This window comes from Microbacterium sp. NPDC089190 (assembly GCF_040701795.1).
GTDB lineage: Bacteria > Actinomycetota > Actinomycetes > Actinomycetales > Microbacteriaceae > Microbacterium > Microbacterium galbum.
Map to the genome: position 1 here is coordinate 44359 of NZ_JBFBHF010000002.1, position 13301 is coordinate 57659.

10 protein-coding genes are annotated in these 13301 nt (G+C 71.5%); 6 read left to right on the forward strand and 4 right to left on the reverse strand.

Annotated elements, in window-relative coordinates:
• Window positions 1–56 precede the first annotated feature (56 nt).
• From AB0230_RS06055 to AB0230_RS06065, 3 genes are read left to right on the forward strand one after another with little or no spacing between them, the layout of a single operon-like run.
• Window positions 57–1685 carry an ABC transporter permease subunit gene (locus tag AB0230_RS06055; protein ID WP_366374578.1) on the forward strand — a complete coding sequence of 543 codons (1629 nt, stop codon included), beginning with the start codon at window positions 57–59 and terminating at the stop codon, window positions 1683–1685.
• A complete protein-coding gene (locus AB0230_RS06060) occupies window positions 1682–2581 on the forward strand; it encodes a sugar ABC transporter permease (RefSeq protein WP_366374580.1) in 900 nt (299 codons plus the stop codon). Before AB0230_RS06055 ends, AB0230_RS06060 begins: the two co-directional genes overlap by 4 nt.
• A gap of 37 nt (window positions 2582–2618) precedes the next feature.
• Window positions 2619–4847: a glycosyl hydrolase 53 family protein gene (locus AB0230_RS06065; protein ID WP_366374582.1), complete on the forward strand. Its 2229-nt coding sequence runs from the start codon at window positions 2619–2621 to the stop codon at window positions 4845–4847.
• Between the two features lie 70 nt (window positions 4848–4917).
• On the opposite strand, the gene rsmI is transcribed toward AB0230_RS06065, so the two are convergent.
• Entirely contained in the window at window positions 4918–5733 is an 816-nt protein-coding gene (gene rsmI / locus AB0230_RS06070; protein WP_366374584.1) for a 16S rRNA (cytidine(1402)-2'-O)-methyltransferase, read from the reverse strand.
• 23 nt (window positions 5734–5756) lie between these two features.
• Between rsmI and AB0230_RS06075 the strand changes: the two genes are divergently transcribed.
• Window positions 5757–7325 (forward strand): phospholipid carrier-dependent glycosyltransferase, encoded by a 1569-nt coding sequence (locus tag AB0230_RS06075; protein ID WP_366374586.1) that lies wholly within the window; start codon window positions 5757–5759, stop codon window positions 7323–7325.
• A gap of 30 nt (window positions 7326–7355) precedes the next feature.
• Window positions 7356–8117, forward strand: coding sequence for an AAA family ATPase (locus AB0230_RS06080; RefSeq protein WP_315994652.1), 762 nt, complete (start codon window positions 7356–7358; stop codon window positions 8115–8117).
• A 36-nt stretch (window positions 8118–8153) separates the two neighbouring features.
• Here the strand turns inward: AB0230_RS06080 and AB0230_RS06085 are convergent, their stop codons facing one another.
• The 3 genes from AB0230_RS06085 to AB0230_RS06095 are packed head-to-tail and all read right to left on the reverse strand — an operon-like array spanning window position 8154 to window position 12332.
• A complete protein-coding gene (locus AB0230_RS06085) occupies window positions 8154–9971 on the reverse strand; it encodes a DUF255 domain-containing protein (protein ID WP_366374589.1) in 1818 nt (605 codons plus the stop codon).
• 13 nt (window positions 9972–9984) lie between these two features.
• A complete protein-coding gene (locus AB0230_RS06090) occupies window positions 9985–10821 on the reverse strand; it encodes an aldo/keto reductase (RefSeq protein ID WP_315994654.1) in 837 nt (278 codons plus the stop codon).
• A gap of 59 nt (window positions 10822–10880) precedes the next feature.
• Window positions 10881–12332, reverse strand: a complete 1452-nt coding sequence (locus AB0230_RS06095) for an aminotransferase class I/II-fold pyridoxal phosphate-dependent enzyme (protein WP_366374591.1) — start codon at window positions 12330–12332, stop codon at window positions 10881–10883.
• Window positions 12333–12450: 118 nt separating this feature from the next.
• Between AB0230_RS06095 and AB0230_RS06100 the strand changes: the two genes are divergently transcribed.
• Complete coding sequence (locus AB0230_RS06100) at window positions 12451–13299, forward strand: nitrilase-related carbon-nitrogen hydrolase (RefSeq protein WP_315994656.1); 849 nt, start codon at window positions 12451–12453, stop codon at window positions 13297–13299.
• The last annotated feature ends 2 nt before the right edge of the window (window positions 13300–13301 follow it).

The window sequence follows — 13301 nt, forward strand, 5'->3', positions numbered from 1 at the left end:
GGGCGCGGTTCCCCCGCGCCCGCCCGCGGTACCACCTCGACGAATCCGGAGCACCCATGTCGGTCACCCCTCCCGTCGCGCCCCCGGGCGCGGCCCCCACCGCCCCCGCGCCCCTCCCGGCACGCGAATCGCACGCCCGCAGCTTCCGCGGCATCGGCGTCGGCTTCCTCGTGAAGCTCGTGATCATGGCGGTCGTCAACGCCTTCGGCATCCTGACGATCCTCACCGCCGTCGGCGCCGAGTCCTGGCTGCTGGCCTCGATCACCGCCGTGCTGCTGATCATCGCCGACATCGTCTACTTCACCCGGCGCGCACTGCCGCTGAAGTACCTGCTGCCGGGGCTGATCTTCCTCTTCGCGTTCCAGGTCTTCATCTTCGGCTACACCGCCTACATCGCCTTCACGAACTACGGCACCGGTCACGCGGGCTCCCAGTCGCAGGCGGTGGATGCCACCCTGATCCAGGGCGAGCGCCGGGTCGACGACTCCGCCACCTACCCCATGGCCGTCGTGGAACGCCTCGGCACCTACGGCCTCGCGATCGCCGACGACGACGTCGTGCGCGTGGGGACACCCGACGAACCCCTGGCGACGGTCGAGGGCGAGATCGGGGCGAGCGGCGCTCCGACCGAGGTGTCGGGCTGGACCGTGGTGCCGCGTGCCGACGTGCTCACCGACCCCGCGGTGCAGCAGGCCGCCGCGAGTCTCCGGGTGCCCCTGTCCGACGACCCCAACGACGGTGCGCTGCGCACACGCGACGGCTCGACCGCGACGGTCTACACCTCGACGCTCGTGTGGGACGAGCAGGCGCAGACCATCACCGACACCACGACGGGCACGGTCTACACCGCGACCGACCGCGGCACCTTCACCTCCGCCGACGGGCAGAGCCTGCCCACCGGCTGGTACGTCAACGTGGGGTTCGAGAACTTCCTGCGCGTCTTCACCGACGGCGCGCTGCTGCAGCCGCTGCTGTCGGTCACCGGGTGGACGTTCGCGTTCGCGATCCTGTCGGTGGTGATCAGCTTCGGCCTCGGGCTGCTCTTCGCGATGATCTTCAACGACCCGCGCGTGCGGGCGCGGAAGTTCCTGCGGACCCTGTTCATCCTCCCGTACGCGTTCCCGGCGTTCATGTCGGCGCTGCTGTTCCGCGGCATGTTCAACTCCGAGTTCGGTGTCATCAACGACGTCTTCTTCTTCGGCCTGCCCATCAACTGGCTCGGCGACCCGGTGCTCGCGAAACTCGCCGTGCTGTGGGTGAACGTGTGGCTGAGCTACCCGTACTGGTTCCTCGTCTGCACGGGCGCCCTGCAGGCGCTGCCGTCCGACACCCTCGAGGCCGCGCAGCTCGACGGCGCCGGCCGCTGGCGCTCGTTCCGCGCGATCGTGCTGCCGCTGCTGCTCGTGTCGACCGCTCCACTGGCGATCTCGTCGTTCGCGTTCAGCTTCAACAACTTCACCGTCATCTACATGTTCAACAACGGCGGACCCGCGATACCCGGGGCGCCCTACGCGCTGGGCTCGACCGACATCCTCATCTCCGCCATCTACGACATCTCCGGCGTCTCGGGCGGAGCGGCGGATTACGGCCTCGCCAGCGCTCTGTCGATCGTCGTGTTCGTCGTCGTCGGCGCCATCTCGGCGCTGGCCTTCCGTCAGACCCGCAAGCTGGAGGAGTTCGCATGACCGTCACCGCACGCGGCACCGGACACGATGCCGCCCGCAGCACCCCCGCGAAGAAGCGCCGCTGGCTCGCCGAGGTCGGGTGGAAGTACCCCGTCGCCGCACTCGTCGCCTTCTACGCGCTGTTCCCGCTCGTCTACGTGCTCTCCGCTTCGCTCAACCCGCGCGGGAGCCTCGCCTCGTCGAACGCGCTGTTCTCGGCGGTCGATCTCTCGAACTACGCCGCCCTGTCGGGCACGAGTTACTGGACCTGGGTCGGTAACACCCTCCTCGTGGGCGGTGTCGCCTCGGTCGGCGCGGTGCTGATGGGCGCCGCCGGCGCCTACGCGTTCTCGCGCTTCCGCTTCTCGGGGCGGCGGGCGAGCCTCACCGGCCTGCTCATCGTGCAGATGTTCCCCCAGGCGCTCGCGTTCGTGGCGATCTTCCTCATGCTCCTGACCATCGGCGAGGTCGTGCCCGCGCTCGGCATCAACTCGAAGCTCGCCCTCATCTGCGTCTACCTCGGCGGCGCGCTCGGCGCGAACACGTTCCTCATGTACGGCTTCTTCAACACGATCCCGATCGAGATCGACGAATCGGCCAAGATCGACGGCGCGACCCACGCGCAGATCTTCTGGAAGCTCATCATGCCGCTGGTCACGCCGATCCTCGCGGTCGTCGCGCTGCTCGCCTTCATCGCCGCCTTCGGCGACTACATCCTGGCGCGCATCATCCTCGTATCCGAGGACAACTGGACCCTCGCCGTCGGCATGTACCAATGGGTCTCGAATCAGCTCACCTCCCGGTGGGGCCTGTTCGCCGCGGGATCGGTGCTCGCGTCGATCCCGGTCCTCGCCCTGTTCCTGTCGCTGCAGCGCTACATCGTCGGCGGCCTCACCCAGGGGTCGGTCAAGGGCTGAGCCCCGACCGACCCGTCCTCGATCGATGGAGATCCGGATGCCGAATCACCCCCGTCCCACGGCCCTCGCGGCCCTGACCCTCGGCGTCGCCCTCGCGGTGGCGCCCCTCACGGCGGCCCAGGCCGCGCCCGCCGCCGAGCCGGTCGAAGCCGGGATCACCGTCCCGCGAGTCGAGGGCCTGGCATCCGATTTCGCCCTCGGCGTCGACGTGTCGTCGGTGCTGTCGCTCGAGGAGTCGGGAGTCGTGTTCCGCGACGACGACGGCGCCCCCGCCGACCTGTTCGAGGTGCTCGCCGACCACGGCGTGACCGACGTGCGCCTGCGCGTGTGGAACGACCCGTTCGACGCCGAGGGCCGCGGGTACGGCGGAGGCAACGTCGGTGTGGAGCGGGGCGTCGAGATCGGCGCGCGCGCGACCGCCGCGGGTCTCGGCGTCGCCGTCGACTTCCACTACTCCGACTTCTGGGCCGACCCCGCCAAGCAGAAAGCGCCGAAGGCCTGGGCGGGAATGGATACCGCCGAGACCGCCGACGCGGTCGGCGACTTCACCCGCGAGGCGCTCACCGAGTTCGTCGCCGCCGGCGTCGACGTGCAGCTCGTGCAGGTGGGCAACGAGACCAACGGCGGCGTCGCCGGGGTGACCGGTTGGCCCGACATGGCGCGCGTGTTCTCGGCCGGATCCGCCGCGGTGCGCGCGGTGACGCCCGACGCCCTCGTGGCCGTGCACGTCACGAACCCGGAGCGTCCCGGCCACTACGCCGCCTACGCCGCACAGCTCGCGGCGAACGACGTCGACTACGACGTGTTCGCCTCGTTGTACTACCCGTTCTGGCACGGCACGACCGAGAACCTCACCGCGGTGCTGCGTCAGGTCGCCGACACATACGACAAGAAGGTCATGGTCGCCGAGACGTCGTGGGTGCGCACGCTCGACGACGCCGACGGTCACCCCGACGTGATCGACGCGGCCTCCGAGGCCGAGGCCTATCCCATCAGCGTCCAGGGTCAGGGGACCGCGCTGAGCGACGTCGTCCAGGCCGTCGCCGACGTCGGCGACGCCGGCATCGGCGCGTACTACTGGGAGCCCGCGTGGCTCCCCGTCGGCTCGCCCGACCAGCTGGCGCAGAACCGCGTGCTCTGGGAGCGCGACGGCTCGGGCTGGGCCACGAGCTTCGCGGGCGAGTACGACCCGGAGGATGCCGGTGAGTACTTCGGCGGATCGGCGTGGGACAACCAGTCGCTCTTCGACGTCGACGGCACCCCGCTCGAGTCGCTGCGCACCTTCGCCTACGTCCGCACCGGCGCTGTCGCACCCCGGGAGGTCACGGGCGTCGACACCGTGCGGCTCTCCGTGACCGTCGGCGACGCGGCGGCGCTCCCCGGACGGGTGACCGTGCGCTACAGCGACGGCACGAGCGAAGAGAGCCCGGTGACCTGGGAGGCCGCGCCCGACCTGTCGCGGCCCGGCGTCTTCGAGATCGCCGGCGCGACCGCCGAGGGTCACGCCGCTCTCGCCGTCGTCACCGTCTCGGCCGAGAACCTCTTGCGCAACCCCGGGTTCGAGGATCCCGACGTCTCGATGTGGATCGTCGACGGTCCGCTCTCACTGCGCGCGACCGACGATCCGCGCACGGGCGAGCGCTCGGCCCACTTCTTCGCCGCCGAGGCGATGTCGTTCACCCTCGAGCAGCGCGTCGACGACGTCCCGGCCGGTCGGTACGTCGCCGCCGGAGCGCTGCAGGGCGGCGCGTTCGGCGACGGGACGGCGAGCATCGAGCTGGCCTCGGATGCCGACACCTCGGCCGCTCCGTTCACGGCGGGCGGATGGCGGGTGTGGTCGGAACCGCGCACCGACGAGATCGAGATCGCCGAGGGCGAGAGCCTCACCGTACGGGTGAGCGCCGAGCTGCCCGCCGGCGCGTGGGGGACGATCGACGACCTCGGGCTCGAGCGCGTCGGCGATGCCGCGCCCGCCCCCGGCGGACCGACGCTCGGTGAGCCCGGCCCGACGCCCACGCCGGGTGCTCCGTCATCCGCGCCGACGGAGCCCGCTCCGGCCGAGCCCGCACCGGCCCCCGCGGCGCCCGTACCCAGCAATCCCGCACCCGCCCCGGCGACGCCCGCGCCCCCCTCCGCACCGGCGCCGGGTCTGGCCGAGACCGGCACGAGCGTTCCCCTCGGCATCCTCGCCGCCGGACTCCTCGCCCTCGCGACCGGAACGGTCCTGATCGCCCACCGCCGCCGCTCGCGCTCTCCACGCGCGTAAGGGGTCAGGAAATGTCGCCTGGCAGCTCGCCAGGCGACATTCTCTGACGCCTTGCGCGGCTAGCGCGCGGCTAGCGTGCGGCCAGAGCGGCCTGGTAGAGCTCGCGCGAGGAGTGACCGGTCTGCGACGACACCTCGGCCGCGGCCTCCTTGAGCCGCGTGCCGCTGCGGACGAGCTCGAGGGTCTGGGCCACGGCATCCGGGAACGCCACCTCGCGCGCCGAGGCGCCGCCCACGACGATCGCGATCTCACCGCGCACGCCCTCCGCCGCCCACGCGGCGAGCTCGCCGAGGGGGCCCCGCTTGACCTCTTCGTAGAGCTTCGTCAGCTCGCGGCAGACGGCGGCGGGGCGATCGGCGCCGAACGCCGCGGCGAGGTCGTCGAGGGTGGATGCCAACCGCGACGGCGACTCGAAGAAGACGAGGGTCCGCTCCTCCGACGCGAGCTGCGCGAAGGCCCGGCGACGTTCGCCGGGCTTGCGGCGCGGAAAGCCCTCGAACGCGAACCGGTCGGTCGGCAGGCCCGCCACGGCGAGCGCGGTGACGACCGCGCTGGGGCCGGGAAGGGCCGTGACGGTGACGCCCGCGGCCGCGGCGGCGGCCACCAGGCCGAACCCGGGATCGCTGACCGTCGGCATGCCGGCGTCGCTCAGCACCAGCAGATCGTCGACGCGGGCGAGCTCGACGAGCTCCGCCGCGCGCTCCTTCTCGTTGTGGTCGTGCAGGGCGATCAGACGCGGGCGGTTCTCGACGCCGAGGCCCGCGAGCAGGCGCTGCGTCGTGCGGGTGTCTTCGGCGGCGACGACCGTGGCGTTCTCGAGGGCTTCGACGAGACGCCGCGAGGCGTCACCCAGGTTGCCGATGGGGGTCGCCGCGAGGATGATCACCGTTCCACCTTAGGCTGGGGGCCGTGAGCACAGCCGTCTCCCCCCTGCTCCCCGACGAGCAGACGCGCCTCGATCGCTGGCGCGACGCTCTGCTCTCCACCCCCCGCGGGATGCGGCTCTGGCGATGGCTCGCGCCGACCCTCGTGACCCTCGTGGCCGCCGTGCTGCGCCTCGTCGACATCGGCAACCCGCACCAATTGGTGTTCGACGAGACGTACTACGTCAAAGACGCCTGGAGCCAGTGGGTGCTGGGCTTCCCCTCGACGTGGCCCGACGACGCCGACGCGAGCTTCGCGGCCGGCGACACCGACGTGTTCACCGGGATCGGCAGCTACGTCGTGCACCCCCCGCTGGGCCGGATCCTCATCGGCGCGGGGATGGCCCTGCTCGGACCGGACTCGGCCACCGGGTGGCGCATCTCGGCCGCCGTCATCGGCACGGCGACGGTGCTCGCCATCTACCTCTTCGCGCGGACGCTCACCCGGTCGATCCCCCTCGCCACCGTGGCATCCGGACTCTTCGCCATCGACGGTCTCGGCATCGTGCTCAGCCGCATCGCGCTGCTCGACATCTTCCTGACGTTCTTCATCGTGCTGACGTTCTGGTTCGTCGCCCTCGACCACCGTCGCTCCGGCGACCGGATGGCCGGCCTCGTCGCGGCGCGCGGACTCGAGCATCCGATGTGGGGGCCGATCCTGTGGAATCGCCCGTGGCTGCTCGCCGCCGGCGTCGCCGCGGGGGCCGCCACGGCCGTGAAGTGGTCGGGCCTGTACGTGATCGCCGCCGTCGGCGTCTACGCCGTCGTCACCGACGCGCTCGCGCGCCGCCGCGCCGGCATCGTGCAATGGCCGATGGATGCCGTGCGCCAGGGCCTGGCATCCTTCGTGCTGCTCGTGCCGGTGGCCGCCGTCGTCTACGTCGCCAGCTGGTCGGGGTGGCTCTTCACCACCGGCGGGTACAAGCGCGGGACGCCGGTGGATGCGACCGGCTTCTGGGCGTGGGTCCCCGAGCCGCTCCAGCGCCTGTGGGCGTATCACCAGGAGATGTACGCCTTCCACGTGGGCCTCGTCACCCCGCACAGCTACGCGAGCCCCGCGTGGCAGTGGCCGCTGCTGATCCGTCCCACCTCGATGTACTGGCACCAGGATGACGCGGGCGTCAACGGCTGCGCCCTGCCCTCGGGCTGCACCGAGGCGATCTCGAGCATCGCGAACCCGATCATCTGGTGGGCGGGCGTCGCGGCATCCCTCTTCCTGCTCGTGCGGTTCGTCATGATTCGCGACTGGCGCTACGCCCTCGTCCTGACGGGGCTGGCGGCGACCTACGTGCCGTGGCTGCTCTATCCCGAGCGCACGATCTTCCAGTTCTACACGGTCGCGATGCTGCCCTTCCTCGTGCTGGCCCTCGCGTTCACGCTGCGCGAGATCGCGCGGGGGGTGAGGGGCTCGAGCCGTCTGAGCGGCCAGATCATCGTGCTCGCCTTCCTGGGGCTCTGCGTCGTCGTCTCGGCATTCTGGTATCCGGTGTGGGCGGGGCTCCCCGTGCCGTACGAGTTCTGGCGACTGCACAACTGGCTGCCCACCTGGATCTGACGGGTCCAGACGAATGCCGAGGGGGCGAGCGTGACGCGAGGAGACGAGTGGCTGCACGACCCGCGGCCGGTGCAGCGGGTGAAGCTGTTCCGGGACGCGCCGGTGGACCGCGGGGCGTGGCCGGCGACCGTGCCGGCGGTGGCGCACTTCCTCGACGTCGCCGGGGCGGACGGGTGGGAGTTCGGCCCCGGTGTGACCTTCCTCGTCGGGGAGAACGGGTCGGGCAAGTCGACGCTCATCGAGGGCATCGCCGAGGCGGCGGGTCTGCCCGCTGAGGGCGGGTCGATCAACGGCGGAGGCGAGACACGGCGCACCGAGAGCCCGCTCGGCGAGTGGTTGCGGATCGAGCGGAGCCCACGTGCTCCGCGGTGGGGCTTCTTCCTGCGGGCCGAGACGATGCACGGCTACTACTCGTGGCGAGACGATCTCGGTGGCCCGGCGCCGAGCCTCCACGAGATGAGCCACGGCGAGTCGTTCAACAGCCTCCTCGACGAGGTGCTCGACCACGAGCGATACGTCGCGGGCCTCGCCTGCCTGGATGAGCCCGAGGCGGCTCTGTCGTTCTCCTCCACGCTGCGCTGGCTGGCGTCCCTCGACCGCATGCGTTCGCGCGGGACCCAGGTCATTTGCGCGACGCACTCCCCCGTGCTGGCGGCGCTGCCGGGCGCGACGATCCTCGAGCTGGGCGAGTGGGGCATCCGCGAGAGCTCCTGGGACGACCTGGAGCTGGTGCGGTTGCACCGAGGGTTTCTGGAGGCGCCGGGGAGGTTCTTACGGCACCTGTTGGAGTGAGCGGATGCCGGGAACGACCACTTCGACTCGCTCTCCTCAGACCAGCCGGCCCGGGTCCGTCGTCGGCAACGCGCAGGTGAACGCCCGGCAGTCGTAGGCCGTGGCTTCCCCGTTCTGCGCGACCTTGCTCGCGAAGAGCTCGAACCCGGCCGCGGCGAACGCCTGCGCCTGCGCAGGAGAGACCACCGCGACGACGTCGGCGGCGACCCGGCGCGCGGCATCGGCGATCTCGGCATCCGCCTCTCCCACCACGACCACCTGACGCGGTGCCGTGGCGAGCCCCGTCGCGACCTCGAGGATCGCCCCGTGCGCGAGCGGCGAGGCGAGGGCGACGTCGGCGGCGCCGCGCACGAGGGCGTCGGCGGCGGCGCGGTAGCGCTCCCCCGCACCGAGGCGCCAGAGGTCGAGGGACGCGGCCGCGAACACCGACGGACCCGACGGCGACGCACCGTCGGTGGGAACCCCGTGGGGCTGCATGCCCTGCGCGACGAGCACCGCGTCTCCGCCGCCGGGCGGATGGATGCCGTCGTCACCCAGGCACAGGTCGACCAGCGCCCGTGCCCGCTCGGCGTAGGCCACCTCGCCGGTCGCGCGGGCGAGGGCGAGGAGGCCGCGGGCGAGGCCCCCGTAGTCCTCGAGAGTCGCGGGGGCCGTGGAGCGCACCTCGTCGAGCGAGGCGCGGCGGAGCGTGCCGTCATCGGCGACGTTGCTCTCGAGGACCGCGTCGGCGGCCCAGCGAGCGGCTTCGAGCAAGCGCGGGTCGGTACGGGTGCCGGCGGTGGCCAGCGCGGCGATCGCGTGCCCGTTCCAGCCGGTGACGACCTTCGCGTCGAGGGCCGGAGGCTGCAGCCCCGAGCGGTCGGCGACGCGGTAGTACCCGCCCTCGTTGCGGACGCCGTCGATGATCGACTCGGAGTCCTGCGCCGCGGCGATGCCGCCCGACGGCAGTTGAAGGACGTCGACGAGGAAGCGCGCGGCATCCGTGGCCGCAGCCTCATCCCCCGCCGCGAGCGCGATCTCGACGAGCCCGGCGTTGTCGGTCAGCATGCGCTCGTAGTGCGGCACGCTCCAATCGCGCCGCGTGGCGTAGCGGAAGAAACCGCCCTCGACGGTGTCGTGCAGGTCGGAGTCCACCATGGCGGAGAGAGCGCGGGATGCCACGGCCGCGGCATCCGGAGCCTCCGACGCCAGAGCGGGGTGCTGCAGGAACCGCAGCACAGGGGTGTTCGGGAACTTCGGCGTCTCGAACGCGGGGCCGGCGGCGAAGCCGGCGTATTCGCGGTCCTCGCGCGCGGCGACCGTGCGCGCGGCGGCGGCGAGCTGGTCGAGGGTCGGTGCCGCGTCGACGGGGGCCGTCGCGGCGGCGGCGAGGGCGTCGCGGAGCGAGGAGCCGGTGGCATCCACCTCGGCGCGTCGCTCGGTCCACGCCTCGCGGACCGCGGCGAGCACCTGGCGGAACGAGGGCTGCGGCGGGCGGGGCGCGGGCGGGAAGTAGGTGCCCGCATAGAAGACGCGGCCCTCGGGGGACGCGAAGACGGTGAGGGGCCAGCCCAGGTGGGGGGTGAAGGCGGAGGCGGCGTCGAGATAAGCGGCGTCGACGTCGGGGTTCTCTTCACGATCGACCTTGATCGACACGAAGCCGTCGTTCAGGATACCGGCGGTCTCGGCATCCTGGAACGACTCCCGCGCCATGACGTGGCACCAGTGGCAGGTGCTGTACCCGATCGAGATCATCACGGGGACGTCTCTCTCGGCCGCGAGCGCGAACGCCTCGGCCCCCCACGGGAACCACGCGACGGGATTGTCGGCGTGGGCCCGCAGGTAGGGGCTCGAGGCGTTCGCGAGGCGGTTCACATCGCGCCCGGCGTCAGTTGAGGTCGTCGGGGTGCGTGCCGACGCGGCCGGAGCCGTCGCCGGGGTCGACGGCGTCGATCGCGGCCATCTCGTCGGCGGTGAGCTCGAAGTCGAACAGGTCGAAGTTCTCCTCGAGGCGCTCGCGGCGCACCGACTTGGGGAACACGATGAACCCGTGCTGGATGTGCCAGCGCAGCACGGCCTGAGCGGGGCTCTTGCCGTGGGCTTCGGCGGCATCCTTCACCGCGGGGATCTCGAACAGGTCGTACTTGCCCTGGCCGAGCGGGCCCCACGACTCGATGTGCATGTCGTGCTCCTGGCCCCAGGCCGCGATCTCGCGCTGGCTGAGGGCGGGGTGCAGCTCGATCTGGTCGACCACGGGGGTCACACCGGTCTCGGCGACGATGCGGTCGAGGTGCGGCACGAGGAAGTTCGAGACGCCGATCGAGCGCGTCTTGCCCGCCTCGCGGATCTCGATCATCTTCTGCCACGCGTGGACGTAGTTGTCGTTCTTCGGCGTCGGCCAGTGGATGAGGTAGAGGTCGACGGCGTCGAGCTGCAGCTTCTGCAGGCTCTCGTCGATCGCGGCGAGCGGCTCGTCGCCGTCGTGGCGGTCGTTCCAGAGCTTGGTGGTGACGAAGAGCTCGTCACGAGGGATGCCGCTGGCGGCGATGGCGCGGCCGACACCCTCTTCGTTCTTGTAGATGGCGGCGGTGTCGATGTGGCGGTAGCCGACCTCGAGGGCCTCGGACACGGCGCGCTCGGCGTCGTCGGCGGGCACGAGGAACACGCCGTAGCCGAGCTGGGGGATGGAGTTTCCGTCGTTGAGCTGAACAGAAGGAACGGTCATGGATCGAGCCTAGAAGAGGCGGACGGATGGGGCGCCGGGGTTGACGCGCCCCGCGAGGGTCACGACGCGGGAGGCGCGAACGCCGCCCGAGCGAGCGCCTCGGCCACGAGCCGCACGTTCTCGATGACGGAGCCGCCCGTCACGCGGACCCACCCGCCGACACCCGCCCCCTCGGCACTGGCGCCGCCCGATCCGGCGGCGCCCGATCCGGCGATCTCGGGGGCGTCGATGACGAAGGGCGTCCCCGCGGCCACCGCGATCCCCTCGGCCGCGAGGTGCACGAGCGCCGCGCGTTCGTCGCGCACCGGCATCCACAGGTTGATCCCGTCGGGCTCCCCCACCTCGACGCCGAGACGGCGGAGCGCGGCGGCGAGGCGGTCGAGACGGTCACGGTAGATGAGCCGCGCGGTGCGCACCGGGGCGATCGAGCGGGCATCGGTGAGGAGCTCGAGCAGGATCGATTGGAGGAGCCGCGAAGTCCACCCGGGACCGAGCATGCGGCGGCGGATGATGCGCTCGACGATCTCGGACGGGCCCCCCAGGGCCGCGATCCGCAGGTCGGGTCCGTGCGACTTCGAGAATCCGCGAACGTGCACCACCTGGCCCGGGATCCACAGCGCGAGCGTCACCGGCGGCGCCGACGTGATCAGCGCCGAGTGGTCGTCCTCGATCACGGTGACGCGCGTGCCCCCGGGCACCGTCAGCAGAACGTCGGCGAGCCGTCGCGCGCGATCGATCGACATCGAAACCCCGGTCGGGTTCTGGGCGCGCGGCTGCAGCACGAGGGTGGACGGACGCTGAGCGAGGGCGAGCGCGAGCGAGGCGGGAAGGATGCCGTCGCGGTCGCTCTGCAGGGGCAGGGGGACGCCGCCCGCCGCCTCGACGAGGTCGAAGATGTACGGGAACCCCGGGGATTCGACGGCCACGCGATCGCCGAAGCGGACGACCTGTTCGACCGTGCGCGAGATCCCGTCGAACGCTCCGTCGACCACGGTGATCGCCTCGACGCCGCGTACCGGCCACTGCTCGCGCAGCAGGTCGTGCAGCTCCGGCAGCACGGGCAGGTCGTGGTAGCGACCGGTGTCGGCGCGCGGTCGGGCGAGAGCGAGAGCGCGCTCGAGCGAAGGGAGCATCGCCGGATCGGGTGTGCCCAGAGAGAGGTCGAGGGCGACGGATGCCGCACCCCGGCGACCGTCGCCGAGTCCGGGCGGTACGGCGACCCCCGCGCCGACCGCGGGAGCGGAGAGCCCCCGGACCCGCGGACTCAGCCATTCGCGCTTCTCGGTGCGCACGAACGTCCCCGCGCGCCCCCGGGACGTGACGACGCCGGCGTCGGCGAGCGCACGCCACGCGGTGGCGACCGTGCCGGTCGACACCTCGAGCGCGGCGGCGACCTGGCGCACGGTCGGGAGCCGGTCGCCCGGCGGGAGCGTGCCCTCGCTGACCAAGCGCGCGATCTCCGCGGCGAGGCCCGCGGCGGTGCGTTCGACGAGGGTGTCGGGCGCCAGCATCCGGTCCTCCAATTTACGGGGGTGTCACTCGTGGAAATCGTCGGGAAATGTTCAGGCGCGACAGTAACAGAACACGACACGACCGGGCGGGCGCGCGGTCGAGAGCGAGGAGAACCCGATGACGACGGTGCGAGCGGCCATCACGCAGACGACGTGGACCGGCGACAAGGAATCGATGCTCGACAAGCACGAGCAGTTCGCGCGGGATGCCGCTGCGGCCGGAGCGCAGGTCGTGTGCTTCCAGGAGCTGTTCTACGGTCCCTACTTCGGCATCACGCAGGACCAGAAGTACTACCGCTACGCCGAGCCGGTCGACGGTCCGATCGTGCAGCGCTTCGCCGCACTCGCGAAGGAACTCGGGCTGGTCTCGGTGCTCCCCATCTACGAAGAGGCACAGACCGGGGTCTACTACAACACCTCGGTCCTCGTCGACGCGGACGGCACGGTGCTCGGCAGCTACCGCAAGAACCACATCCCGCACCTCGACAAGTTCTGGGAGAAGTTCTACTTCCGTCCCGGCAACCTCGGCTACCCCGTCTTCGACACCGCGGTCGGCAAGGTCGGCATGTACATCTGCTACGACCGGCACTTCCCCGAAGGCTGGCGCGAGCTGGGCCTGAACGGCGCGCACATGGTCTTCAACCCCAACGCGACCAAGCCCGGGCTCTCCAACCGCCTGTGGGAGGTCGAGGGTCCCTGCGCCGCGGTCGCCAACGGCTACTTCGTTCTGCAGCCCAACCGGGTCGGCCGCGAGGACAACGAGTACGGCGACGAGGCCGTGTCGTTCTACGGGACCAGCCAGGTGATCGACCCGCGCGGCAACCACGTCGGCGCGGTGGGCTCGTCGGAGCACGAGGAGATCCTCGTCCGCGACCTGGACATGGACCTCGTCCAGCAGATGCGCGACGACTGGCAGTTCTACCGCGACCGCCGGCCGGACACCTACGGCGAGATCGTGGAGGCCTGACC

Bases quoted from the DNA above. Each gene is read 5' to 3' on its own strand.
- AB0230_RS06095 (WP_366374591.1), bottom strand. From the start codon at position 12,332: ATGCTGGCGCCCGACACCCTCGTCGAACGCACCGCCGCGGGCCTCGCC.
- AB0230_RS06060 (WP_366374580.1), top strand. From the start codon at position 1,682: ATGACCGTCACCGCACGCGGCACCGGACACGATGCCGCCCGCAGCACC.
- AB0230_RS06065 (WP_366374582.1), top strand. From the start codon at position 2,619: ATGCCGAATCACCCCCGTCCCACGGCCCTCGCGGCCCTGACCCTCGGC.
- AB0230_RS06055 (WP_366374578.1), top strand. From the start codon at position 57: ATGTCGGTCACCCCTCCCGTCGCGCCCCCGGGCGCGGCCCCCACCGCC.
- AB0230_RS06100 (WP_315994656.1), top strand. From the start codon at position 12,451: ATGACGACGGTGCGAGCGGCCATCACGCAGACGACGTGGACCGGCGAC.
- AB0230_RS06090 (WP_315994654.1), bottom strand. From the start codon at position 10,821: ATGACCGTTCCTTCTGTTCAGCTCAACGACGGAAACTCCATCCCCCAG.